This is a genomic window from Chryseobacterium subflavum (assembly GCF_055762745.1).
The window spans coordinates 667092-693001 of sequence record NZ_JBVTMR010000001.1 but is presented as its reverse complement, the minus strand read 5'-3'; the positions used below and the strand labels follow the sequence as shown (position 1 = coordinate 693001).

Sequence of the window (25910 nt, the reverse complement as noted above, 5' to 3'; positions counted from 1 at the left end):
TTGAACTCTGACACTCCCGGGAAACTTTCTAAAACTCTGGAATGCAGATTAGGGAGAAAGATAATTAACACAACTTTAACGCCTTTACTTAAATTCGGAGGCTGTGATTTTAATACATAAAGCCGTACTTTGCAGCCTAAAAAACAACGAAAAAGATGGGGCTATTTGATATGTTTACACAAGAGATCGCAATGGATCTTGGAACCGCTAACACACTAATTATACATAATAACAAAATCATCATTGATCAGCCCTCGATCGTCTCTATTGACCGTACAACGGGAAAACCAATAGCAGTCGGAGAACAGGCGAAGCTTATGCAGGGGAAGACCCATGAAAATATTAAAGCAGTACGTCCGCTGAAAGACGGTGTGATTGCTGATTTTCATGCTTCCGAACACATGATCAAAGAATTCATTAAACAGATACCGGGAATTAAGGGAAGATTTATACAGCCAGCACTTAGAATTGTCATTTGCATTCCTTCAGGGATTACGGAAGTGGAAAAAAGGGCTGTAAAAGATTCTGCATTGAAAGTGAATGCAAAGGAAGTTAAGCTGATCTATGAGCCAATGGCCGCTGCAATTGGTGCGGGTATTGACGTTCAGAATCCGGAAGGAAATATGATCGTAGATATAGGCGGCGGAACGACTGAAATTGCAGTCATTGCACTGGGTGGAATCGTTTGCGACAGATCGCTTAAAATAGCCGGAGATGTCTTTACCAATGATATTGCTTACTTCCTGAGATCCTATTACAATCTGTATGTTGGAGAGAGAACAGCTGAAAGAATAAAAATCGAAATCGGATCTGCACTGGAAGAGCTGGACTATCCTTTGGAAGACATTCCGGTACAGGGAAGAGACATGATCACCGGGAAACCTAAAGAGATCATGGTGAATTACAAAGAGATTTTTAAAGCCCTGGATAAATCCCTGATGAGAATTGAAGATGCGGTGATGGAAACGCTTTCCCTCACTCCGCCTGAACTGGCAGCAGACATCTATAAAACGGGAATCTATCTCGCCGGAGGTGGCGCCCTTCTTCATGGACTTGCAGACAGAATACACAAAAAAACAGGATTACCTGTATGTGTGGCGGAAGATCCTTTGAGAGCCGTTGTAAGAGGTACAGGTATCGCGCTTAAAAACATCAATAAGTTTAGTTTCCTGATGAGTAACTAATATTGACCGGAATAAATAGCAAAAGGCTTTGAATACATATTTAAGGCCTTTTTGTGTTGGGTAAAAAACAACAATATTACAAATGGTTAAAATATATTTATCACCTGAAATTGAATTGTTTTAATTAAAATTTTATATTTGCTGAGTACATAATTTGCATCCGGATTATAAGAAAAGCAATACTAAAAAGGAAAAAGTGTTCCAACATATCATCACCCAAAAAGCCATGAAAACTTTAAAAACAGCCTTATCTGTATCTATTTTCAGTCTTGTTCTTACTTCCTGCGCTACCATGCAGCGAACCGATCTGTATTTTGGAACCAATATCCCGACCGGAGGCAATGTAACCCAGCGGCAGTGGAAGGAATTTTGTGACGGGGTTATTACCCACTACTTCCCTGAGGGATATACAGAAGTAGATGCTGTCGGGAAATGGATGGACACCCAGACCAAACAAACCATTTCCGAAAATACCAAGGTGGTGACCTTTCTCGGTAAACCCACCAAAGAAAGAAATGCTTCCCTCGACAGTATTACACAAAAGTATATTCGTCAATTTCACCAGCAAAGTGTACTGAGAATAGATAGCAAGCCCAAAGTAAAATTCATCAGTAAGACATAATCTGTTTGTAAATTACTCTTTTCCTACATTTCATCCTTCAGGAAACTCCGTGTATACCCTTTCCATTAGAAAAATCATTAGTAACTGATTTTACTTATATTTTTTACAAGTAAGCTCAAAGTGAAATTCTTTTGTTCAAAACCCTCATCATCATTCATATAAAGAACAACCAAAAAAGTGAAATGAGTTTTAATATGTAATTCCGGATCAATAGCCTTAACTTGGCAGGAAACTTGGTAAGTAAAACAATAAAGCCGATCAGGTTAAAAAATAAACGGAAATACAATGGTAACGATCAACAATTTTGAAGAATATAAGTCCTATGAAGGAAAAACCATAGGTGTTTCCAACTGGCATCAGATAGATCAGGAACAGATCGATAAATTTGCTGATGCAACTTTAGACCGGCAATGGATACATGTCGATCCGGAAAGGGCAAAAAAAGAAGGACCTTTTGGATCAACCATAGCCCACGGGTATCTCACTCTTTCTCTTATCCCCTATTTATGGAAGCAGATAGCGGATGTCCGTAATGTAAAAATGGAAATCAATTACGAAATAGAAAGCTTCAAATTTGGGCAGGCTGTACGTGTTAACAGCGAAGTACAGCTACAAGCCACCGCAAAAATGATATCCAACCTCAGAGGAACTGTTAAAGCGGTGATCCAGGCTAAGCTGATCATTAAAGGTGAAGAGAAACCCGCATACACCGGTGATGTTATTTTTCTTTACCACTTCGCTTAAAAACAGGAAGAATTCATTATTTTCATCCCGTAAACATGAATAATGTTTAGTTGCATTCTATGAAAGACCACGAATTACATCAGCTTACTGATCTTCTTTTCAAATCCGGGAAAGAAGAAAAATACGGGCCTAAAAGCGTAATAATCGAAGAAGGAACAGTTTCGCGAAAGTTCTATTATTTAAAAAAAGGAATTCTGAGAGGCTGGACAAATTATGACGGTAAAGAAGTCACATTTCAATTCCTGTTTGAAAATCATATTTTTTGCTGTTCCGAGAGCTTCTTTTATCATCAGCCAAGCTCTTATACAGTGGAAACGATCGAAGCATGCAGCCTTTTATCAGTAGAAAAAACGGATATCGATACATTATCCGAAGACATTACCTTCGTGAATCTCTTTAATAAATATCTCATAAGCCGGGTAAATGATTACCAGCAGTTATTGATCTCTCAGATCCGGGAAAAGCCGGAGATGCGCTACAAAAAGCTTCTTGAAGAAAATCCGGAAATCATCCTCCGTATTCCTCAGCATTTGATCGCGTCTTACCTCGGTATGACGCCGGTCAGCTTAAGCAGGATCAGAAATCGATGAACGCTTCATTTCTTTACAATTGTTAACGACGGATCACTTACTTCCAGGCTACATTTGTTGAAAATTATATCAACAATGGAAAAATTAATACAAGCCGTATTCAAAGAAGTCATAGAAAACAAAAATTATGACGAATCCCTGATCAACAAATACTTCAGTGAAGATTATATTCAGGAGGTAGATGGGGTAATGCTGGATTTTAATTCTTTTAAAAATCATATCCGGAAATTAAAGGAAAAAGTAGTTGAGCAAAAGGTAGTGTTTGACAATATAATGAGTGATGAAAATTGCGTGATTACAAAGCATTATGTGACCAGTATTCTTCAGAATGAAGAGGTAGTAAAACACAAAGTCTTTGCAGAATTCAAATTCAAAAATGACAAAGTAGTCCATTGTGACGAACTAACTTTCCTTTTAGAAGGTGATTCATCTGAAAAAAAATTAGGTTCTGAAGTTTGATCTATTTCGGGCTATAATCTAAAACAAAAAGAGCCTTCTCAGGAAGGCTCTTTAAACGAAAGTATAAAAAACTGTTCTTTAATTTCCAAAATTCACAAAATGCGGAATATCGGTCGAAAAGTTATTGATTGGTAAAAGATTATTTCGGTTGCTGTTAAAATCAAAAACCGAATTATTATCAAACGGAACACGCGGATAATAAGTAAAAGAGATCTGGATCCTGTTGAATACCAGAAAAGGATTATTGATCAGAACACCAATTCCTATTTTTGTGTTGGCTGTTGTTTTCAGTAATTTGTCATCAGGCATACCCAGCCAGCCCACTGCGGCGGTTAAATACGGGCTGAAGTGAAAATTCTTCCATGTTTTATTAACGAACAACTGAAGCTGATATCTCAGAACCAGTTTCTTAGTCCCGATATAATCCGAGTTATAAACCGGAAATTCATCTGAAGCCGAAAGATTAATTCTGTCTTTGTACGAATAGTTATGCTGTGGATTTCCCAAAGCCAGGGTCGGAGAGAAAAAATGTCTCACCTTGGCAAATTTCCAATCCATCAGATGGGTAAAATAAGTTCCATCCAACCGGAAGGACTCGCGATTTTGATTGTCTTCATTAAAAAACCTTCCGAACTCAGCTTTTAAATTAAAATATCCCAGCCTGGTAAAATTACCATAAGATGCCGCAACTCCCACATATGGTTTTACGTCGTTATTCCTTGACAATCCCCCGGCAGTCAAATTCAACGATTTACCATAAGCAATATCTTCCGGCAAATCATATTGAAAAATATTTTTCTGAACCGAGAAATTTCTTTGGATAAACCCGATAGACATCAGGAAACTGCTGTAAGAATTAAAATACTGATACCGGTCGATTCCCGGGCTGTCTTTATATTGATAGTTTTGAAACCTCCCGATTATGGCAATATTACTGGAGACTTTTTCATTCGGATCGGATGAAACAGGAATCTGATATCCACCCCATACATCCTGGCTATATACCTTGATCTGGACTTCCGGATATGTTGTATCATTCTCTACAGGAAGTAAAACATGCCTCATGAAATATTCCAGACTAACACCACCGGCCCATTTGGTGAGCGGTGAGAAAAAGTCTCTCCTGACATTGAAGTTGATTCTTTCATTTTTAAAAAAATCCCTCTCCCCCAGAATCTGTGCATCAACATAGGACCCGAAAAGGTTATAGGCCGTGTAACTTCCCAAAAGGTAGTTTTGCTTTTCTTTAGAATCGTTTCGGTAAAGGAAATCGAAGGTATGGCCTAATCCCAGAACATTTTCTTCCGTAACTCCAAGGCCGATTTTACTTCCCGAGTAGCTTAGCCTGGGTTTTAAACTCCATGAGTCGAGAACCCTTACCACCACATCAATAGAATCATTGTTGGAATTACTTTCCTCAACACCGATATGAACCCTGTTGACAAAAGCCATCTTTCTCAACAAACGTTCGGATTCATAGAGTTTCTGCGCATTATACTCTTCCCCCTCGTGAAAAAGCAGGTAATTATTAACCGTAGAAGTCTTGGTATTAGGATGAAGGTGATTGGTGATCCAGTCGTACCATTTAGATTGCTCTTTGGTATCCTTGGAACCATATCCAAAGGGGTCTATCGTTTCTATACGGATATTTCTGATGTATTTCCTGTTATATTTCTCCTGCGATAGCTTTTCAGTTCTGGACTTAACAGAAGTAGAATCCGCTTCTCTACGGAATATGAGACGGTGAAAGAATTTGGTCACTTTATGATGATCCGAAAATTCTTCTATTTTGTAATAAAGAGAATCTTTTTTTTCCTGTGCATTTAAAAAGAAAAAACCACTGAACAGCAAAATTAAAAATATAGTAGATCTAGTCATTAGTCATCAAAAATTCAATAAGCTTGATAATATCAATTTACAAGCCAATAAGAATTAAAAACGTACTAAATTCTATTGAAATCACATCATCTTTCACTCCAGGAAAGATGAATGCATCTGCAGATAGCAAATGAAAAGTTATCTTTTGGTATAAGTTGAACTGAAACAAATTCAAAATCAATCAATTACTTTGTTATAGATCAACTGGCAATTTATTGCGCTTTGAACCAAAATAAACAGCAAGCGAAATACTGGGGTGTTCAACCGTAATAGCGCAAAAAACTTTTGTAGAAAACTATTTCAAAAGCGACCAGATAAGAACCCCCGCACCGGCATAGGCCGCTACCGTAATGATATCAGCTATGGGTTGCGAAAATCTTTTTTCAGCAATTCTTTCGGCATTAATCTGATTCTTATGAAATTTTAGAATTTTCTTGGGATTATGGACCGGATGCGCAACCAGACTATCACTCTCCCATCTGTCCACTATTACTTTGTAGGTTTTGCCGTCTGCTTCAATCCTCACATTTTTATTAGGTGAGAGCTTCTCCTGAACATTCACAGGAGCGGATACTTGTTGCAGATTCAGATTTTGGGAATCAGCGTTTGGATTTTTCGTTTGCGCAGGTGCATTATTACCAGAGCTCATTTTGGATGCCTGCTTATTGTCGGCTGTGGGATCGGCCTGTTTTTTTACCTGATAAGTATAGCAACTCACAAGAGAAAATGATATAAGGATACAATAAAGATTCTTTCGCATGAGTCAAATTTAAGAAATAAACGCAAAAATCAGTATTTTCTTTTGAAAGATCCTGTGATATTATTACCAAAACAAAAAACACTGTCAACAATAATATTTCCCTGTTTTTAAATGTATTGATTTCGGCCTTTAGGAGAAAGGGTTCAGGTCATTTGTTACTCCTGATTATCGGTTCTGATCAAGAACAAATTTTAAGTTCGCAAAATCCGTATCGGCTTCCACCAAAGTACAAATTCCATTGCTGTAGGTATAAGTAGTGGAGTTTCCGTTGGGCAGATCGATTCTGTACTTTCCCGAAGTAATCTTCCGGACAGGAATCATTTTTTGGAATTTCTCCGAAAAAACGGATTTTATATTTCCCGGTTCATTAAAATACAAACTTGCCGTCGAACTGAAAATTGACTGTTTCAGCGAGCCACTAGCTCCATCTTTATCCGAAAGATGATAAAAACTTCCGTTCCAGGTAGCGGTATTGTTCACCTTTAGTTTCCCGTTCATTGTCCGGTAAAGTCTGGCCTGCTGAAGGATATTCTGTTTAAAGGTAACCCCCATTTTGTCATAAATTTCAATACTGTAAAGAAGTTTTACTTTGGCCCTGGATTCAAAAAGATATTCAGTGACATCATCTTTTAGAGAACGTTCCACATGGATCTTGCCAATCATTTTATTGTCCTTGATAATGGAATAGTTCAATTCTTTGTTAATGGGTGGTGCCATGAAAGGTTGAAAATAATTGTACACCATCACCGTAAAAATCAGGAGTGCTTTCATAATAAAAATATTTATGAAGCAAAATTAGTCCGGGAAAAAGCTTAAAATGTTCCGGAGGATAAATGTGAACTTATTATTTTAAATAATTTAAATGATTAAAAATGAGATATTTGAATACGGATCTTCGTTCTTGTTTATAAAATTGAACTTTTTTAAAATAATTGTACTAAGCTTAGCCACCGATTCGTATTGCTGCAACCCAATTGACATGGGATACATTTTTCTTCACACTCTTTCCAATTTAAATTGTTCTGTTGTTACCAATATTTACAGGATAATTTTCATCAAAAAACTCAAAAAAAGAAATGATAATTTTTAATACGACGAGTTCTGTCGCTGTGCAAAAGTACCTTTGTATTAGAGATAAGATAAAGAATCCCGGGAAATTAATTGTCTTACTAAGCCAAATTTTAACCTAAAAACAACTTTTTTACATGATGTTTAAAAAACAACTGATAATCATTTTTCTTCTTTCTTTTTTCATTTCCTACGCGCAGAATGAATTTACTACGCTCTGGAAACCAAATGCAAATGGCATTATTGATCATTCAATAAAGTTCGGCGGCACAGGAACCGATTACACCATTTATTGGGAAGAAGTAGGATATCCTCAGCATAATGGAATCATGAATTCTGTCACTTCAAACAGTAACAATCCTATAACCATAAATTTCGGACCTTCATTACATGCGGATCCTCTGCAAGCCACCTACGAAGTGAAAGTATCCGGCGGTAACGGATTATTTTATGGGTTCAGGGCCAATACCGGTATTATGCCTCCTGAGGGAAATCAGGAGCTCATAGAAGTAAGTCAGTGGGGAAATACTACATGGCTCCAGCAATTCGAAAGTGCATTCGCGAACTGTCCCAGTCTTAATGTAACGGCTGCAGATACTCCTGACCTTACACATATAAACAATTTGTCACAAATGTTCCTAAACTGTTCATCTTTGACAGGGCACACTTCATTTTCTTACTGGAATCCGTACAATATTACGGATATGAGCGGTATGTTCAGCGGAGCTACTCTGTTTAATCAGAATATTGGAAACTGGGATACAGCAAAAGTAACCAATTTTAGCGGCATGTTTTCTTCTGCTTCTTCTTTCAATCAAGATATTTCTTCCTGGAATACAATGTCCGGAACTGACTTCTCTTCTATGTTTTCGGATGCTACTTCTTTTAATCAGCCATTAAATTCATGGAATACGGAAAATGCTACTAATTTCCGTTATACATTCTATAATGCAAAAGCATTTAATCAGCCTCTTAATAACTGGAATACAGGTAAAGTAAAAGATTTTGAGCATATGTTTGAAAATGCAGTATCATTCAATCAGCCCATTGGAAATTGGGACGTAAGCAAGGTTGATTATATTGCCGGATTTAATATGTTTTCGGGTGCTTCCCATTTTGACCAGGATATTTCTTCGTGGAACATCAAGCTTCAAAATTTCAGCTGGAATGCAATCTATTTTGGATTTAAAAATGCGGGCTTATCATGTACGAATTACAGTAAGTTTCTTATTGCTCTGAATAATAATCCTACATGGGGGAACTCAACAATAACATCCGGAACTATAGATGCAACAGGACTTGTTTATTCTACACCGCAGGCTATGCTGGCCAGAGCTCAGCTGATCAATAAAGGGTTTAATATTATTGGAGATTCCTATATTGCCGGTTGTTTTCTGTCAACAACAGAAGTTTCACCAAAAACAAAAACCTCTGCTTATCCTAATCCAACGACAGGAGTGATTAATGTGGAATCCGCTTCGGACGAAAATGTTCATTTATATAATATCAATGGTAACCTCATTAAAAATATGATGTTTAGAAAAGGGAAAAACACGATCGATCTTACTGAATATCCATCGGGAGATTATTTCTTAAAAGGTGATACGACTCTAACTAAAATAATCAAGCAATAACAGGTTAATTTACAATTAAATCAGCTCCAAAGTCATTGTACTTTGGAGCTTTTTAAGTATTATATTTATGTAGGTGAAGAAAATTTAAAAGGCAATATAAAATGACAAAAATTTGATAATTACTATATTATCCTTACCGCTTTAGCAGCTTGTGGATGCACAAAAATGCATTTTTAAGCAACTGTGAACCATGACGACTTATCAATTTCTTTCATCTGTTGTGTATTTCCTGTTAAAATCCTCTCAATAAATTTGAATGCGAAGATTTATTGATAAAAATCAAATAGTCAAAAGAATCTGCAATATTTGTTTTTCTAAACTCATTACTTTCAGTTCCGGAACCGGTTTTTCGAAACAGAATCTTTTTCAATATCCATTCTCCCAATTCATTTTTATCAGTCTTTATAGATTTTAAATCTAACACAAAATAAGGTATGTTTAATGAATTTAAATTATATTCTAAACTACCTTGTGGTGATGTTTGTGATGTGAATGTTCCTATCTTTTTATTTACGCTCGCCGTGTAATTCCCTTCAAAAAATGCAAATCCAAAGTTCACATAATCACTTTGATATTTTTTGTTTATATGAAACCCCATTGACGAGGAATCTTCTTTAGAAACATGGAAGTTATGGGCAGATACGATTACCCTGCTTGGGTTATAATTTTGTTTGATCCAATCTATATTTTCAGCCATAAATTTATCCCTGGTAACTGAACTTCCAACCTGTATATTTTGTCTTATTACTGTAATATTCTGTAAATATCTTTTCTTTGTCTCTGCATCATCAATTTTCACAGCATTTTGGGAGATTTTATCCAATAAGTTATTTATAGCATCCTGAATTTTATCTGTATATTTTCTTTGACCTCGATTGTTTTCTTTTAAAATTTTAGTCAGATTATTAATATCATCTAGCTCATAATTATTTGCTTTATAAATGTCTGTAATCTGCTGTAAAGCTCCAAAATAACATTGCATGTCAAAGCCGTCAAACAGTATTTTGTTATTCATATTTTCGTTATGAAGCTTTAACCATTCAACAAAATCCAAGGTCTCTTGTGTTTGCCAAAGCCAAAAATACATTCCGTGCAACAGCATTTAGAAATCCCGATGGTTCAAAGGTTCTTATCGCATACAATAATAGCAGCTCAGCAACTTCATGCAAAGTCAAATGGGGGGCACAATCCTTCACCTATAGCATACCTGCCAATTCGGCGGCCACATTCAAATGGATTGGCAGTGTCTCATAGTCATCCACTGCACCAGGTAGTTAACAATTCCTGTCTAATTTGGCTAGGCGAATTAGATCATCAATAAAAATGTTTGAAGATACGCTTGTTTTGGTCACATGACAAGATTATTCAATTCTGCAATTCTTTCTAAATCTTCCACTAAATGTTTCGATATTTCTTCTGTTACTGGTACCAGAAATTCAGTATTATATAAACAGTTAATGACAGGCTTTCCTAATCAGAGAAGCATGAGATCGGGTTGTCTAAAAAAAGCAATAGAATCCAATTAAAAGAAAGTTAATAAAATTGTAGATACAAAACTAAAATTTAATGCGAGGTTACTTAACTACAAAAATTGCGTTACTAATCTTAAAAATTGCATTTACATTAAAAATATATTTTGGTACACTTATGTATATTATTACCGAAGTTTTTTCTCTTATAATCTTTAAGCTTCAACTTTTTAAAAAGAAAATGAATTGGTACACTAAAGTGTATCATTGCCTATTTTAATTTTCGTCATTTAAAATCCGTACAAGTACTTTCCCTTTAACCTTATGAAACTCCAACGCTTCATGCGCTTCCCAAATCTTGTCAAGAGGAACAGTGAGTCCAATAGTAGGAGTATATTTTCCTTCACTAATACAATTACTAATATCTTCAATCGCTTTCTTTTTAAATTCTTCTGGCATTGTATAGACATATACAAATCGGAAGGCAATATTATTTATCATGGAATTTAATATCGAAAGAGCGAAATTTTCGTCCATTTTTTTTGCAGAGTATGTACTTATAACTCCGCCTTTTGCAATGCTTGCAAGATCAATATTTAAATTGGAACTCAGGTCAACTTCAATAATCCGGTCCACTCCCCGACCGTCTGTTGCTTTTTTTATTTCCTCAGCTACATCTTGGTTACTCATGTTGATAACAACATCTGATCCTTTTGAACGGACACGCATTTCGTCATCCGGGTTCCTTATGGTAGCTGCAACCCATGCTCCTGACCATTTAGCAAGCTGTATTGCCGCTTCACCGACTGCTCCTGCTCCCCCTTGAATTAATACCCTTCGACCTGCGATATTCCCGTCTGCAAATAAACAATAATGCGCGGTCATTGCTGCTATTCCTAAACTTGCACCAGTCTCAAAAGAAACATTTTCAGGTAGTTGTACAGCCTGATTGGCAGGAATAACAATGTACTCGGATGCTGTTCCATTTGCTCTGCCATATTGTGCTTCATATATCCAAACTCTTTCGCCAATCCTTATAGCATCTATTCCTTCTCCCACAGCATCTATAATACCTGCACCGTCCTGATGTGGTATAATTCTGTTAAAAAGCATAGGCCCCAAAAAACCTGTCCTCGATTTTATATCAGAAGGGTTGACGCCTGATAAAATAACACGGATACGAACTTCTCCTCGTCCGGGAACAGGAATCGGCAATTGATTTACCTGCAAAACGTCGGATGCTGATCCCTGTTGTTCAAAATAAGCAGCATGCATCGTAATTTTATCTGTCATAACTTTTATTTTTTAATTAATACTTAATACACAGACTCTGTAACTTTTTTACGGTAATGAACAGGGGATACTCCTTCTTTACTTTTAAAAAACCGACTGAACGTCTGAATATTATCATATCCAAGTTCGTAAGCAATCTCTTTTATGGATAAACCAGAATAATTAATCTGTCTTTTTGCATGAATCATTATTCTATCATGAATTATATGAAGCGGAGCCCGACTAGAAACAAGAGAAAATAAGTTCGACAATGTTTTTGGAGATTTATTGAGTCTGGAAGCATAAAAAGCAACATCGTGATGCTCTGCAAAATGTCTTTCAACCAAATAATTAAATTCCCTGATTACATCACTTTGGCTTTTTTCAAGATTACTAAATTTGTTTGACTGTCTGAGGATTCTTACAGATAAGATTAACATTCTTTTTAATAAAGATTGTAACATGTCTTGCTTAAGAATATCGTTTTTATTTATTTCCGAGCAAAAAATCTCCCAAGATAACTCAAAATCCCTTATCATATCATCATCAACAGTAACGATAGGAATGTCCGAAGCTCCGAAAAACAACATTCCTTTACTACCAACTTCATTATCATGGTTTACAATACAATAAAACGGTTGATTAAATCTTACCATTCTGGCAGACTCAATCTCCAGAGAATCAATCTTATGGAATTCTGTTAGAAATATAATCTGATTCTTTTGAAGAATATAAACATATTTATCTACCTCTATTTTCATGGATTGCCCCGTATTCCATATAAAAGTCATGTCAGTTTTTTGTACGTTTGAAACGATATCAGCATTTGTCTGGTCTAGATTACAGACCTGCAATGTTTCATTTAAATCATTCGTAAAAATCATAATTTTTTAATCTAAATAATTAACATCATAAGTTTTTTGTCCATTAAGTTCATCCAAATGTTTTAAAAAACTTTTTCTTTCTTCCGTCATTTCGGGAACGGGTAAAAATTCATTTTCTGCCACTGGCTGGCCGATCGCTTCAAAAATCTTTTCCAAACCTGCAGGCATAACCGTACAAAGAAGTTTAACAAAAGAATCCGATGTATTTTTAAAACAATGAATTGCACCACCAAGAGGGATTGTTACAAATCCACCTTGAGAAACGACTTCTTTTCCTTTCTCTGTTTTAATTTCAACTTCTCCTTCCAGTACGTAAAATATTTCATGTGTATCCGGATGAGAATGAGGCGGGGGACCGCCTCCGGGCGGAACCGTCATTTCGATGACTGCATAACTTTGATCAGTGTCATCACCTGACACAATTACTCTGTAATTACCGCCCGCAACACCCAATCTTTTTCCTTTTTCTTTATCTCTGATGCTTATCTCTGATTCCATAATTTTCAGCTTAGGGTTTTCTGTAAGCAAATTTACAGACCATATAGCTTCAAAACGTTGACATTTGTCACAATACTCAAATGATAAATAATGAAAAGAAAAAGAAACTATGTTACAAAAAATATCAGGGAATACACTAAAGATCACGATCCGATCAAGATACTTTATCCTGGTTCAAATAATTACTGCAGACTCAGATATTGGAAGTATCGGAATAATAGATCACGTGACATTTCGGAGTAAACAGAAATCCCTATGCATCCTCACGTTAAAAATGAAATTCTTTCTTATTTCAGTATAGGAAAAGTAAAACATTCGGATTCTGAAGATTCACTGAAAATCTTGGTAGCAAGAAACTAATGCTGATGGAAACTGGTAAACGATTTATCATGAAGAAGATATTGACGGACAGGCCAAGTTGCTCGAGAGACTACAAATATATATCGAGTCCGGAGAGAGTCTGAAACCAGAGGTAATCATCCAGGATTTCGATAAGCTCTACAGCAATAACAAATGACGTTTGCTGGGATCTCAATCAGCAAAAACCAAATCCCACTTCAACAGCCAGACCTGAATATTTTTTACAAGATTGTTCGGTATACAAACATTGTCCTTCTAGATTGTCTTAAAATGGTCTTATCGGCCTGCTGCACGTTTATCCAGGCTTTTCTATAATAAATTCGGAGATTATTTTAGAAAAAAATGATTCACTTCTTTTCATAGACGAAAAATTTACTATCGTCACTTCAGCGGAAGTAGAATTGGTTTATTTTTCACAGATGAAAACAGTTCTATTTTTAAAAGAGGCATGTATGGTGGAAATAAAAGGGGTTAAAGTTATTTAATACAAATTAAGACCTACTATCCCCACTTCGTGCTAGATAATAAGTCTTTTAATTTTTTTAATGTAACTTTTAGGATATTTAAATATAAATTAAAAAACAGTCTTAATTAGACTGTTTTTTTAAGTGGTTGCTAAAATCGTCTTTCAGACTCCTGTATAGGAAGATCATTTACGCTTGCAAAACGTCTCTGCATCAAACCATTCTCATCAAATTCCCAGTTTTCATTACCATAAGCTCTGAACCACTGGCCTTCTGCATTATGATATTCATATTCGTAACGTACAGCAATACGGTTATCCGTAAAAGCCCACAGTTCTTTTTTCAATTTATAATCCAATTCTTTTTGCCACTTTCCTGTTAGAAATTTTATAATTTCTTCACGGCCTGTTATAAATTCAGAACGATTGCGCCACTGGCTGTCAACTGTATATGCTAATGCTATTTTTTCAGGATCTTTAGAATTCCAAGCGTCTTCTGCCAACTGTACTTTTTGTATAGCAGTTTCCTGAGTAAATGGAGGTAAAGGATGTTTCTGTTCCATCTTGTTATATATTAAAGGAGATTGAAATTGTATTTAATTTGAGTGTAAAGAAAGCATAGTTTCAACACCTGGTTTTAAAATCTGAAGTCTTTCTCTAATTCCCAAAATATCGAAAGCCTCTTCCAAATTGGCATTGTTTTCTGTATAATGTGACCATCCTTCCGAATGTAAAGGAATAATAATTGATTTTGGAAAAACATGAGCGGTATCTAGAACATCGTTGGTACCCATTGTTAAGTTAAATGGTCCCCTGGGACGAGCCGCTCCTGCAAATGCGAAAATGTAGGCCGGATTTATTGTTTTCCCGAGATTTTCAATTTCATTGTAGAAGACGGTATCTCCGGTAATATATAATTCAAAATTATTTTTTCCTGAAACGGCAATATGAAATCCTATAACATCGCCTGCTAGCTTTTCTATTCCTGCGGGACCGTGGCGGGCAGAAGTAGCTGTTATTCTGATTTCGTCCCCAGCAGGGGAACTATAAGCTATATATTCTTTAGGATCTAAACCGATACTGTTTCCTTTTAATCTTTCCGCTCCTTTTTTCGTGGTCAGCGTTGCTTTCACTTCTTTTAGGTATTCCCGGCCCATGTTATCTAAATTATCAAAATGCTGATCATGACTCAATAAAACAATGTCAACGGGCTTTCCGGGAATTATTGCAGGTCCCGACAACTTTGACTCTTTCATTTTTTCATTTAAAATGAATGAAGTTCCTTCAGGATCTAAAGTAGGATCAGTCATTATACGAAATCCGCCAATATTAAGAAGTACTGTAGGACCTCCGATATATGTGGCAGTCATGAGAATATTATTTCCCGTATCTGTAGTTTTGATATTTCTTTCCATGATTTTAATTATAATTCTATTGAAACAAATTTACAGCAGCTGCACATTCAAAACGTTGATATTTGTCACAAACTCACAATCGACAGAAAAATCAATTACCGAAAGCTTTGTTTACGGATTCTGCTTAATGTCTCTCTTGAAATTCCCAAATAAGAGGCAATCTGATGCAATGGAAATCTTTGGATCATTTCAGGATGAAGTTTAACGAAACTCTTATATCGTTCCAAAGCACTCAGGCTAATCGCATCGTCAACACGTTTTTGCGTTGCGATATGGTTGTTTTCACTCATCTTCCAAAACATGGCTTTAATAGCCGGAATTTCCAGAAACGCATCCAGATTAGGTCTTGGTAACACTAATAATTCTGTGTCTTCCCATGCTTCAATATAATATTTTGAAGGTGTTTGATTAATAAAACTCTGCCGGTCTACAATCCACCAATTTTCTATTGCCAATTGAAGAATGTATTCGATGCCGTGGCTGTCTACACTGAACATCCGGATTGCTCCATTAAGAATAAAACCTGTGTATGGACACGCATTACCCTCCTCCAAAAAATATTGTTTTTTTCGCAACTTTTTAGGAAGCAACAACGATTGAATTGTTATTTTTTCTTCGGACGAAAGCCCTGAATTGCTGTAACGTTCTATATAATCAAAAAGCGGTTCGTACATTTTTAATAATTATTTGTTAGTTGGCAACCATAAAAGTCGCTTATTATCAAAATTAAAAAAATTCCCGCTTTTTTCATATTTGTATATTTTATTAATTTAAATAGTAGTGAGTATTAAAATCACCCTGTAAGTTTTATAGGGTGATTTCAAAAAGTGAACAACTTATTTAACTTTTCTGTCTAAGAAATTTTCAATAATTGCCGCAATTTCGTCACCATGACTCTCTAAAGCAAAGTGACCAGCTTCAAACAAATGGAATTCAAGATTTTTTACATCTTTCTTAAATGCTTCTGCCCCTGAACCCGGAAAAATGTAATCATCCTTGCCGTAAACAATAAGCATTTCCGGTTGATAATCTCTGAAATATTGCTGCCAACTCGTGTACAAAGGGATATTATTCTGATAATCATAGAATAAAGCTAATTGTATTGCTCCGTTTTCAGGTCTTTCCAAATGTCTCAGGTCAATTTCCCAGTTATCCGGAGAAATTACGCTTGGATCCGTTACACTGTGGGTATATTGCCATTTCAGACCATTGAGGTCATGGAAACCCCTTAATGTATTTTCAGCTTCTTTATTGTTACGATCTTTCCAATAGGCTTTAATCGGATCCCAGAACGCTTCCAGCCCCTCTTCATAGGCACAACCGTTCTGTACAATTAATGAATCTATTTTTTCAGGGAATGCACTGGCAATTCTAAAACCGATGGGAGCTCCATAATCCATCAGATAAAGACTGTATTTTTTAATATCAAGTTTTGCTAACAACTCTGTCACTATTTTTGCAAAATTATCAAAAGTGTATTCGAATTCACTCATAGGTGGCTGCTCACTTCTTCCATAGCCTGGATAATCAGGAGCAATCAGATGATATTTATCTGAAAGATCATTGATAAGATTTCTGTACATGTGCGATGAGGTCGGATAACCATGTAACAAAACTAATGTCGGATTTTTTCTGTCACCTGCCTCTCTGTAAAAAATTTCTATTCCGTTGATATCAATTGTATTGAATGTTGTCTTCATTGTTGTAAGTATTTAAGTTTAAGATTTATTTTAAATTATAAGTGTTGATTAGTTTTTAGAGATTGGAGCCAGCTTTGGAAAGTCAATATCTGTATCTGCCAAAATATTTGCATAATTAGTAAAAATGCTGAGTGATACCTGAGCTAAAATTTCCAGAATCTGAGCGTCATTGTAACCTGCTGCTCTTACTCTTTCTAAAGATTCATTAGAAACTACTCCTTTAGTATTCAGAATTTCTTTAGCAAAAACCAGGGCTGCATTTACCTTCTGATCTGAAGAAACTCCATTTCTTGCATCGTTAATATCCTGTTCGCTGATTCCCATTTTGCCACCGACAAAACTGTGTGCAGCGTTGCAATAGTTACATCCGTTTTCGTTGGCTACGGTAAGTGCAATCAGTTCTCCTAATTTTCCTCCAAGCGAAGAATAACTTAATCCGGCATTGAAACCCAGATATCCATTAAGTACCGCTGGAGAATTTCCTAAAGTTCTCATCATGTTGGGAACCATTCCCATTTTAGATTTTACAGTCTCGAAAAGTTCTTTTGTTTTTCCGGTAGCTTCCTCCGGATTTAATGCTTTAATGCGTGCCATAATAATATTGTTTTTAAATTATTAAATATGTTTGTCGTTATTGACGGTACAAAATTGTGAATTTGAACCAGGCAACAGTTAGGCATCATTTCCCGAAGAGTTGGCAATTTTTCTAAGCGTTATTTTTCTTAAATTTTTTAACAATTATTTTTTTTAAAATGACAAAATATCAATTCCAAGATGGTCTTTTATCATTTAATAAACTGATAATCAGGTTTTTTAGATATAAAATTTAAAAATTGATTGACATTTATCACAGTTTTTTTGTATCAAATATCACCGTTTTAGGGCTTGCAATGAGCATAATTTTGTCCTGTACAACAATCATATAATTTCTGTTGTAGCAAAAACAAATTTTTATTAACATTTAAATAATTACATTATGCACACAAAAGCATTCAACCCGGAAAACGCAGCAATGCTGCTAATTGATCACCAAGTAGGAACAATGGCATGGACACATTCTCATGACATTAATTTAGTAAAGCAAAACGCAATTAAACTGGCAAAAATTGCAAAAGCGCTTAATATGCCTGTAATTCTTACTTCAAGTATGGAAGAGTATGTACAGGGACCGTTGATTCCTGAACTTGAAGAAATTTTACCGGAAGCATTCAAAGCACGTATTAAACGTCCGGGAATTGTAAATGCCATGCACCATGACGGTTTTAATAAAGCAGTAAAAGATTTAGGACGTAAAAAACTTTTCGTAGCCGGAGTCACTACTGAAATCTGTGTTACTTTCCCGGTTTTACAGATGTTAGATGAAGGATATGAAGTGCAGGTTTCTGCGGATGCATCGGCTTCTTATACAAAATATGGAGATAATCTAGCTTTGGAAAGAATGAGACAGGCAGGAGCTATTATTACAACAGTTGACCAGATTATTTCTGAATTGGCTATCGACTGGACAAGCCCTAACGGACAGAAATTGGTAGGAATTTTAAACTATCATTAATCGTCAATTTAACAAAAAGAAACACGGGTTCTGTGGAACTACCTGTGTTTCTTTTTTTATTAAAATCAAAGTTATGAAAATTATAAAAGCTTCAGAAAAACATACTCACGGAAATTCTACTTTTCAAGTGGAAATTCTATACCCTGGTGCCAATTTGGATAAAACAGATACCGGCTTTTTTACCATTGGAAGAATTGATCATGCGCTATTCAAACCTCCCGGACTGGTGCCGATGCATCCTCATCAGAACGATGAAATTTTATCTTACATGCGCTCAGGAAAAATGATTCACAAAGACAGTACCGGACATGAAGAGCATTTGAATAGCTCTTATATGATGATGATGAACGCCGGAAGTGGTATTTCACACGAGGAAAGTTCAGAAGAAAACGTTGAAATACTTCAGATCTTTATGCGCCCTACAGAAAATGATTTGCCTCCGAAGGTTCAGTTTCATCAGTTTGAAAATATTTACAGCGATAATATTTGGCGTTTAGTTGCGGGAAATCAAAAACACGCTCCTTTGAAATTAAGAGTGGAAACTAATATTTTTGATATAAGATTAAACAAAAAAAATTCTATTAAAGTTCCTGAAAATTATGATAAGATTATTAATTTTCTTTACTGTTTTAATGGAAATATTAAAATCGGAAATGAGACAGTTACAAAAGGGGATTCTGTGATTTTTGAAGAAAATTTAATTATTGAAGCTGAAACAGAGAGTAATCTGGTTTTATTTCAAATTAAAAAAAATGCAGAATATAGTGATACCGGAATGTTTAGTGGTAACAAGTTTTACATTTGATTTTACCTATAAGCTACTTTGAGACAATTTGTTGAATTCCCTCCATACTCTGCTGTATAATTTGTCCCGATATACAATTTATCCAGATTCGTTCCGTCTTCATAGTAACCGATCGGCAGGGTGTGGTTTCTTGCGCTAAGATTTGCTGTGGCCAACAAATCTCAGGTCCATACGTTTGAAGACTTCAGTCTGTTCATATTTTGCAAGTTTTATAAAATCTTAAGTTTAGCAGTCCTAGTTTTAAACTTTGTTAACAACTCCTTAAAAAAACTATTATAATCCCTTCTGTACTGTAAGCATCCAGGAGCCGAACGTTATACACTGGTTTCCATGTATACAGAAGCAATAACTTATTTCACACCACATGCATATTTTGAGCCATTACCTAATTATTACACTTCTTTGAAATGATATCAAAAATACTCCATTCTTTCACAAAATAGCTTCCAAGCTCAAATAACTATTGATAATTCGTTTTTTTCTAAGATCTTGTAATTCATTATATTGATATTAACTAACAAAGCAAAGTCGCCCTTTCATTAGTAGTTCTTTTTTTATCGCTAAACTAAAAATTAGTCCTTAAGTTTTGCTAAAAAATTTTGTAAATTTGTAAAATATTATTTAGTCAAGCGGAATGGTAGAAAAAATTGCAGTAATCGGCGGCCTTGGCACTTTATCCGGTGGCGACCTGTTCTTCAAATTACTCAAAAACAAGAAAGTTCTTAAAAATCAATTGGGCTACCACTTTATCTTTGAACAGCAACCCTACAGCCAGATTAACCTCCCCTTACATCAGGAAGAGGATATCAGATCAAGAAAATTTTATACATATAATGTTAGTAAGAATTTTGAGAAAAGAGATGTCACTAAAATACTACTGCCCTGTTTTGCAAGCCATTCTTTCATTGATGAGCTACAGAAGGAAATTTCTATTACGATCGTAAATATATATGATGCTCTTGCCGCTTATATACGTTCGAGATTCTCCTCTGGAACCAGAATTGGTATACTTACCTCTGATTTTGTTAGGCAGAGCAAAAAGCTTGACGAATATTTTCTTGATTATGAACTCATATTTCCTATTGATCAGGATAAGTTGATGGAAGCAATATATGGTAAATATGGAATAAAAAACGGATATTTTGAAGGCCTATCATTCGAGTACATTTACAAAATCTGTGCAGAACTAACTGAAGGCGGCTGTGATATTATTTTGCCAGGTATCACTGAACTCTCACTAATTACTGAATTATTGCATAGACGTGGTATCCAAATGATTGATGTGAATCAAGTGTATGCAGACTATGCCCTGCTGAATCCTAACAGTAATGTAGAAAAGTCTTTTAAAATAGGTATCCTTGGAGGAGTCGGGCCATCAGCTACAGTAGACTTCATGAACAAGATTATACAGAGTACACCTGCCCAAAAAGATCAGGATCATATCAAAATGGTAGTCGAACAAAATCCGCAAATTCCCGATAGAACTGCTAATCTTATTCGGCAGGAAACTGATCCTACTGTAGCCATGTTTTCAACTTGTAAGCGATTAGAGGCGGAAGGTGCAGATGCGATCGCCATTCCGTGCAATACGGCTCATGCTTTTGTCAAAGATATTCAGGAGCATCTGGGAATTCCAATTATTAATATGCTGAACATTACCGCTGAGCATATTCTACAAAATTATGGTTATATAAAAGTTGGTCTGCTTGCTACCAGTGGAACTTTACATAGTAGGGTTTATCATGATGTGCTAAATGAGATGAAATTGGAAGTTATTATACCCGATACAAAACATCAGGAGTATGTTATGGAAAGTATTTATGGTCAATTAGGTGTAAAAGCAGGATTTGCTGAAGGTATTTGTAAGGAATATGTACTCAAAGCCGCTGACTTTTTGATTCATGAAGGTGCTGATGTGATCATCCTTGGTTGTACCGAATTGCCATTAATGTTCTCATCGGAAGACACTATTATAAGTAAGGGGAGAAAAGTTACTTTAGTAGATCCCACACTAATTTTAGCTAAGAAAATAGTTGATCTTTCAACAGTACAATGAATCATATAGATTTGAAGTTCTGATGACTATTAATATATTTTTTTAGAATATTTTATCATTGAAAATTTTGCGACATTTCCAGGCAGTATATTGAACCCTATTGAAATATTGCTCGTAAAGAGAAACTGCAGGACCGACTACTAAAATTGCAAAGCCACAATCGGAAATCTTATTGGCTCCCAACGGAATAAGCCACACCCTGATTTGCTCCTAAAAATCCCATTTTGGAATAATTCAGGTCATTTCTGTTTTTCAAATAATTATAAGCGGAAACAGCATCATCCGATAAGTCATTAATATCTGCGGAGAAAAAATTACCAGTTGATTTTCCAGTCCCCTTTTATCAGCTTTTCATTATAGTACACGGTATCCTCTTTTATATACAGCTCAAAATTCTTTCTTCCACTTACACGGTAATATGAAAGCCCATCAAATCCCCCGTGATTCGTTCGATGCCTGCAGAACCGTGTCGTGATTGAGTTGCCAGTATCTTAATCTGATCGCCGGAAGCTGTGCAATATGTTCAATTTTGAAAAGAGGGGAAGGTTAACTGAGTTTCGCTATAATCTTTCAGCACCACCTTTAGTGGTCAGAATATCATCTGTTTTTATTTTTAGTTAGGAATTACCCTTTTATACGATTGCGCAAAGTACTTAGTTCTTCCTCTAGCTTTTCAATATATTCCAACTTAGGTCCAAGTATTTCTGTAATTTCCGACTCGGTGTATCTCGGTATAATATGTTGTGGGCAGTTCCAGTCGTAAGCTTCGATCCGAAAGATCAGCATTCGCTCCGGTTTGAATTTATAATCATTAGGTTTCAATTCTTTAAATAGAGCCGGATCGTCCTCAATTTCTATAACCTCAGCCTTAGCATAGATTTTTAATCTTGCACGCATAGGATATGACATCATTATCAGTGATACCTTATTATTGGTGACAATATTTCCAACGGAAATATATTGCTTATTCCCACTGAAATCAATCATACCAAGGGTCTCCTTATCAATAACTTTAACAAAGCCTTTTGGACCACCACGATGCTGAATATAAGGAAATCCATTTTCGCCAAATGAAGCCAGATAGAAGCTATCCATCCCACTTATAAAACCCTTTTCAACTTCTGTCAGACCATCGCGGTAACTTTGTTTTTCCATCCGTTCATAGATATCACGGCTTCCCTGTTGTTCCTGGATCGCCTTAATTACTTCTGTAAATGCTGTGTTTGCATAATTCATCTGCTGTAGTTTTTTGATAGTTTTAAATAGACTGGATCTGTCTGATCATCTGATTGCTAAATCCCCATTCATTGTCATACCATGCCATAACCTTTACCAGGTCACCATCAACAACACGGGTCATTTCCAAATCAACAGTTGAAGCAAATGGACTTTTGATGATGTCAGTAGATACAAGAGGTTCGTCTGTTACAGAAATAACTTTACTATACCGCTCAGTTTTTGATTCTTCAGTCAAAATTTGGTTAATTTCTTCAATGCTCGTAGGTCTTTCTGCAACAAAAGTTATGTCGGATATAGAGCCTACAGGAACTGGTACTCGAACTGCTATACCATCAAACTTTCCTACATACTGAGGTAGGGCTTTTGTTGTTGCTATAGCAGCCCCTGTAGCAGCTGGTGCCAGATTGATACCTGCTGCTCTGCCCATACGGGGCTCTTTCTTAGATGGGGCATCAATTAGGGTCTGAGATGCTGTATAACCATGTGTTGTATTCAAAATTGCTTTTTTGATACCAAGTCGTCTTCCCAGTATTTCAATAATGGGGCTAATGTTATTGGTAGTACAGCTTGCACATGAAAAAACTGAAACTTTACCGTCCTCTGTATTTACACCATGTACGACAGTTGGAGTATCCTTGGTCGGACCGGAAATCACCACAAATTTTGCACCGGCTGTAAGGTGCTTCTCAGCATCATTTTTATTGGTGAACAAACCTGTACTTTCAATGATTATTTCTGCGCCTATTTCTTTCCATGGTAAACTTTCTATGTCCGTGACGTTAGTATATTTAACTGGCTTACCATTCACAACAATTGTATCACCAGCAATCTGAACATCTTTTTCATATTTGCCATAGTTACTGTCGTATTTGAGCAGGTACACAGCATTTTCTATACTCATTAGATCATTGATACCAACTACTTCAAGATCATTCGTATCAAAAATGATTTTTAAGGCAGCACGGCCAATACGGCCAAATCCGTTAATAGCGATTTTTTTTCATTTTGTTACTTTTTTAATATATTTGGAATTGTGAAATTTGAATGAAATTACAACATATTTTCTACATTTATGTCATGTTCACAGTCGGAATAACCTTGGAACCAATTAGTTCTATGGCCTTCATTAACTGGCTGTGTGAAAGACCGGCATTGTCCATCTGAAAAGTGAATCTTTGGATACCTCCGAGTGACTCACTGTGATTAATTATTTTTTCTGCTACCGCTTCGGGACCACCTACTACTAATACACCTTTGGGACTGACATTTAAATCAAACTGAGAACGTGTGATTGGCGCCCACCCTCTTTCTTTGCCAATTCTGTTCCACTGATCAACATGTCCGGGATAATATTCGGCGATAGCATTCATATCGTTTTCAGCAACATAACCAGGTGAATGCAGACCGACCTTTAAATCCTCGGGTCTAAATCCAGCCTTAGCTCCTGCTTCTCTGTATATATCAACCAAAGGTCTAAATCGTTCCGTAAAACCACCAATGACAGCTACCATTAGTGGTAATCCTAATCGGCCTGCCCTTTCAAAAGAGGCTGGAGTACCGCCCACTCCCAACCAAATAGGGAGCTTTTCTTGCAAAGGTCTTGGATAAACTGGAAGATTGTCTAACTTTGAACGAAATTTACCGCTCCAAGTCACGAATTCGTTTTTACGGATTTCCAGCAAAAGATTCAGTTTTTCATGGAACAGCTCATCATAGTCGCTGAGATTCAGTCCGAAAAGCGGGTACGCTTCTATCGAGGATCCCCTGCCAACAACCATTTCTGTTCTTCCCTCAGAAATAATATCCAGAGTTGCAAAACTCTGGAAAAGCCGGACGGGATCTGCAGCTCCAAGAACTACTACTGCGCTTGCCAGCCGTATCTTCTTGGTACGAGCTGCTGCGGCAGCTAAAATAACTGCAGGAGCAGAATCTAAAAATCCTTTTTTATGGTGTTCACCAATCCCAAACACGGATAATCCTACCTGGTCGGCAAGCTCGATACGCTCAAGCAATTCTTTCATTGCAAGATCTGGTGTAATTCCTGTAGTGCCATACATGGCAGATGCAAAACTGTCAATTCCTATTTCCATAATAAATATTTGCTTTTGAATGAAAGCGGCTAACATTTAGCTGGCCGCTTAAAATTATTTCTTCAGAAATGCTTTAGCCTTCTTGTACCTGCTTTACAAATTGCAGATCTCCAGCTAATTTGACATCTTCTCCAATCATTAGCCCGCCTGTTTCCAGGGCAGCATTCCATGTCAAACCAAAGTCTTTTCTGTTGACTTTTCCTTCAAAAGAAAAGCCAGCTCTCGAATTTCCATAAGGATCTACTTCGATCCCGTTAAAATCCAGGTCGATGGTAACAGGCTTAGTAATTCCATTGATGGTAAGATTACCTGTAAGCCCATCACTAACATTTAGTGCTGAAGACTCAAAAGTGATGGTTGGATTTTGTTCCACATTGAAGAAATCAGCGGATTTCAGATGGTTATCACGATCAGTATTATTGGTTGAAATCGAATCGGTTTTGATCGTTACTCTCGTTTTTGCATTAGTAAACGTATCATCCTCAGTATCCACTTCCACATTAAAATCTGTGAAGCTTCCTCTTACGTTAGAAATCATCATGTGCTTTACTTTAAAAGTAATATCACTGTGCGTTGGGTCAAGATTCCATTTTGTTGCCATGTTTGTAAATTTTTAAGTGTTATTTATAATTAATTTTTATTTCTATTAGTAACTTCTTAGAGCAAGAAGATTATATATTGATAATCGTATCTGAATTACTGTCGTTCTTAAAGTTTGTATGTCAAAGTTCAGCTATTGTCAAAAGATAGGGAATGATGTTTATCAAAAAATACGATTGATAAATGTCAAGCCTAGTCGATCTGATAAAGTCCAAAAAGATTTCCGTCAAATAAAAGATGACTGTAAGCATAGCTTTCACATGTCCTGATAATACCATCAACAGGTTCAACTCCAGCTTTTAGCAAAATATCCACGGATTTTTCTAGGTCGTCCACCTGGAAACCTATCACAATATCGCCGTCTCTAAAAATCATTTGAGGACCGACCAGACCTGTTCCATAAATCTCCAATACTGTATTATCATTTAGCTTATAGGCCGAAAGGCCTGGATCTCCCAGCATGTTTTTTGCTCCCAATACCTTTGCAAGTGCTTCCCAGTATTGCGCAGTTTCAGGTTTGCCATTTATAGAAATTCGAAGCGGAATTTTATTTTTTCTCATAGTTTGA

General features: G+C 36.2%; 27 protein-coding genes. 10 read left to right on the top strand and 17 right to left on the bottom strand.

Features of this window, described 5'->3' with window-relative positions:
* Window positions 1–155: 155 nt before the first annotated feature.
* From AC0INN_RS03175 to AC0INN_RS03155, 5 genes are all read left to right on the top strand, one after another.
* On the top strand, window positions 156–1184 hold the full coding sequence (locus tag AC0INN_RS03175; RefSeq protein WP_172277960.1) for a rod shape-determining protein: 1029 nt from the start codon (window positions 156–158) through the stop codon (window positions 1182–1184).
* A gap of 226 nt (window positions 1185–1410) precedes the next feature.
* Window positions 1411–1806 (top strand): DUF3574 domain-containing protein, encoded by a 396-nt coding sequence (locus AC0INN_RS03170; RefSeq protein ID WP_273647612.1) that lies wholly within the window; start codon window positions 1411–1413, stop codon window positions 1804–1806.
* A gap of 285 nt (window positions 1807–2091) precedes the next feature.
* Window positions 2092–2550, top strand: coding sequence for a MaoC family dehydratase (locus AC0INN_RS03165; RefSeq protein ID WP_273647611.1), 459 nt, complete (start codon window positions 2092–2094; stop codon window positions 2548–2550).
* 59 nt (window positions 2551–2609) lie between these two features.
* Window positions 2610–3140: a Crp/Fnr family transcriptional regulator gene (locus tag AC0INN_RS03160; protein WP_273647610.1), complete on the top strand. Its 531-nt coding sequence runs from the start codon at window positions 2610–2612 to the stop codon at window positions 3138–3140.
* 75 nt (window positions 3141–3215) lie between these two features.
* Entirely contained in the window at window positions 3216–3599 is a 384-nt protein-coding gene (locus AC0INN_RS03155; RefSeq protein ID WP_273647609.1) for a hypothetical protein, read from the top strand.
* 78 nt (window positions 3600–3677) lie between these two features.
* On the opposite strand, the gene AC0INN_RS03150 is transcribed toward AC0INN_RS03155, so the two are convergent.
* From AC0INN_RS03150 to AC0INN_RS03140, 3 genes are all read right to left on the bottom strand, one after another.
* Window positions 3678–5477: a BamA/TamA family outer membrane protein gene (locus AC0INN_RS03150; RefSeq protein ID WP_273647608.1), complete on the bottom strand. Its 1800-nt coding sequence runs from the start codon at window positions 5475–5477 to the stop codon at window positions 3678–3680.
* A 295-nt stretch (window positions 5478–5772) separates the two neighbouring features.
* Entirely contained in the window at window positions 5773–6237 is a 465-nt protein-coding gene (locus AC0INN_RS03145) for a hypothetical protein (protein WP_273647607.1), read from the bottom strand.
* A gap of 165 nt (window positions 6238–6402) precedes the next feature.
* Window positions 6403–7008 (bottom strand): DUF6134 family protein, encoded by a 606-nt coding sequence (locus AC0INN_RS03140; protein WP_273647606.1) that lies wholly within the window; start codon window positions 7006–7008, stop codon window positions 6403–6405.
* A 434-nt stretch (window positions 7009–7442) separates the two neighbouring features.
* Between AC0INN_RS03140 and AC0INN_RS03135 the strand changes: the two genes are divergently transcribed.
* Window positions 7443–8939, top strand: a complete 1497-nt coding sequence (locus AC0INN_RS03135; protein ID WP_273647605.1) for a BspA family leucine-rich repeat surface protein — start codon at window positions 7443–7445, stop codon at window positions 8937–8939.
* A gap of 232 nt (window positions 8940–9171) precedes the next feature.
* On the opposite strand, the gene AC0INN_RS03130 is transcribed toward AC0INN_RS03135, so the two are convergent.
* Window positions 9172–10026 (bottom strand): erythromycin esterase family protein, encoded by an 855-nt coding sequence (locus AC0INN_RS03130; protein WP_273647604.1) that lies wholly within the window; start codon window positions 10024–10026, stop codon window positions 9172–9174.
* On the opposite strand from AC0INN_RS03130, the gene AC0INN_RS03125 reads away from it, so the two are divergent.
* A complete protein-coding gene (locus AC0INN_RS03125; RefSeq protein WP_373428006.1) occupies window positions 10002–10193 on the top strand; it encodes a glycoside hydrolase family 30 beta sandwich domain-containing protein in 192 nt (63 codons plus the stop codon). The two genes, AC0INN_RS03130 and AC0INN_RS03125, sit on opposite strands and share 25 nt — an antisense overlap.
* 491 nt (window positions 10194–10684) lie before the next feature.
* Here the strand turns inward: AC0INN_RS03125 and AC0INN_RS03120 are convergent, their stop codons facing one another.
* The 8 genes from AC0INN_RS03120 to AC0INN_RS03085 all read right to left on the bottom strand — a co-directional run bounded on the left by AC0INN_RS03120 (window position 10685) and on the right by AC0INN_RS03085 (window position 17594).
* Window positions 10685–11701: an NADPH:quinone reductase gene (locus tag AC0INN_RS03120; protein WP_273647603.1), complete on the bottom strand. Its 1017-nt coding sequence runs from the start codon at window positions 11699–11701 to the stop codon at window positions 10685–10687.
* Window positions 11702–11724: 23 nt separating this feature from the next.
* On the bottom strand, window positions 11725–12564 hold the full coding sequence (locus AC0INN_RS03115; protein ID WP_273647602.1) for an AraC family transcriptional regulator: 840 nt from the start codon (window positions 12562–12564) through the stop codon (window positions 11725–11727).
* 6 nt (window positions 12565–12570) lie between these two features.
* Window positions 12571–13062 carry a cupin domain-containing protein gene (locus AC0INN_RS03110; RefSeq protein ID WP_273647601.1) on the bottom strand — a complete coding sequence of 164 codons (492 nt, stop codon included), beginning with the start codon at window positions 13060–13062 and terminating at the stop codon, window positions 12571–12573.
* A 975-nt stretch (window positions 13063–14037) separates the two neighbouring features.
* Complete coding sequence (locus AC0INN_RS03105; protein ID WP_273647600.1) at window positions 14038–14448, bottom strand: nuclear transport factor 2 family protein; 411 nt, start codon at window positions 14446–14448, stop codon at window positions 14038–14040.
* A 33-nt stretch (window positions 14449–14481) separates the two neighbouring features.
* Window positions 14482–15300, bottom strand: coding sequence for an MBL fold metallo-hydrolase (locus AC0INN_RS03100; RefSeq protein WP_273647599.1), 819 nt, complete (start codon window positions 15298–15300; stop codon window positions 14482–14484).
* A gap of 95 nt (window positions 15301–15395) precedes the next feature.
* Entirely contained in the window at window positions 15396–15974 is a 579-nt protein-coding gene (locus AC0INN_RS03095; RefSeq protein WP_273647598.1) for a Crp/Fnr family transcriptional regulator, read from the bottom strand.
* Window positions 15975–16136: 162 nt separating this feature from the next.
* Window positions 16137–17000, bottom strand: a complete 864-nt coding sequence (locus tag AC0INN_RS03090; RefSeq protein WP_273647597.1) for an alpha/beta fold hydrolase — start codon at window positions 16998–17000, stop codon at window positions 16137–16139.
* Window positions 17001–17048: 48 nt separating this feature from the next.
* A complete protein-coding gene (locus AC0INN_RS03085; RefSeq protein WP_273647596.1) occupies window positions 17049–17594 on the bottom strand; it encodes a carboxymuconolactone decarboxylase family protein in 546 nt (181 codons plus the stop codon).
* A gap of 382 nt (window positions 17595–17976) precedes the next feature.
* On the opposite strand from AC0INN_RS03085, the gene AC0INN_RS03080 reads away from it, so the two are divergent.
* From AC0INN_RS03080 to cuyB, 3 genes are all read left to right on the top strand, one after another.
* Window positions 17977–18552, top strand: a complete 576-nt coding sequence (locus AC0INN_RS03080) for an isochorismatase family protein (protein WP_273647595.1) — start codon at window positions 17977–17979, stop codon at window positions 18550–18552.
* A gap of 73 nt (window positions 18553–18625) precedes the next feature.
* Window positions 18626–19357: a pirin family protein gene (locus AC0INN_RS03075; protein WP_306611620.1), complete on the top strand. Its 732-nt coding sequence runs from the start codon at window positions 18626–18628 to the stop codon at window positions 19355–19357.
* Window positions 19358–19991: 634 nt separating this feature from the next.
* Window positions 19992–21413: a cysteate racemase gene (gene cuyB / locus AC0INN_RS03070; RefSeq protein ID WP_273647593.1), complete on the top strand. Its 1422-nt coding sequence runs from the start codon at window positions 19992–19994 to the stop codon at window positions 21411–21413.
* A 624-nt stretch (window positions 21414–22037) separates the two neighbouring features.
* Here cuyB and AC0INN_RS03065 read toward each other — a convergent pair.
* The 5 genes from AC0INN_RS03065 to AC0INN_RS03045 form a co-directional block, all read right to left on the bottom strand.
* On the bottom strand, window positions 22038–22649 hold the full coding sequence (locus tag AC0INN_RS03065) for a pyridoxamine 5'-phosphate oxidase family protein (RefSeq protein ID WP_273647592.1): 612 nt from the start codon (window positions 22647–22649) through the stop codon (window positions 22038–22040).
* Window positions 22650–22671: 22 nt separating this feature from the next.
* On the bottom strand, window positions 22672–23640 hold the full coding sequence (locus AC0INN_RS03060; RefSeq protein ID WP_306612894.1) for a type I glyceraldehyde-3-phosphate dehydrogenase: 969 nt from the start codon (window positions 23638–23640) through the stop codon (window positions 22672–22674).
* Window positions 23641–23722: 82 nt separating this feature from the next.
* Complete coding sequence (locus tag AC0INN_RS03055; protein WP_273647590.1) at window positions 23723–24742, bottom strand: Atu2307/SP_0267 family LLM class monooxygenase; 1020 nt, start codon at window positions 24740–24742, stop codon at window positions 23723–23725.
* Between the two features lie 73 nt (window positions 24743–24815).
* Entirely contained in the window at window positions 24816–25343 is a 528-nt protein-coding gene (locus tag AC0INN_RS03050; protein ID WP_273647589.1) for a YceI family protein, read from the bottom strand.
* A 191-nt stretch (window positions 25344–25534) separates the two neighbouring features.
* On the bottom strand, window positions 25535–25903 hold the full coding sequence (locus AC0INN_RS03045; RefSeq protein WP_273647588.1) for a VOC family protein: 369 nt from the start codon (window positions 25901–25903) through the stop codon (window positions 25535–25537).
* Window positions 25904–25910 lie beyond the last annotated feature (7 nt).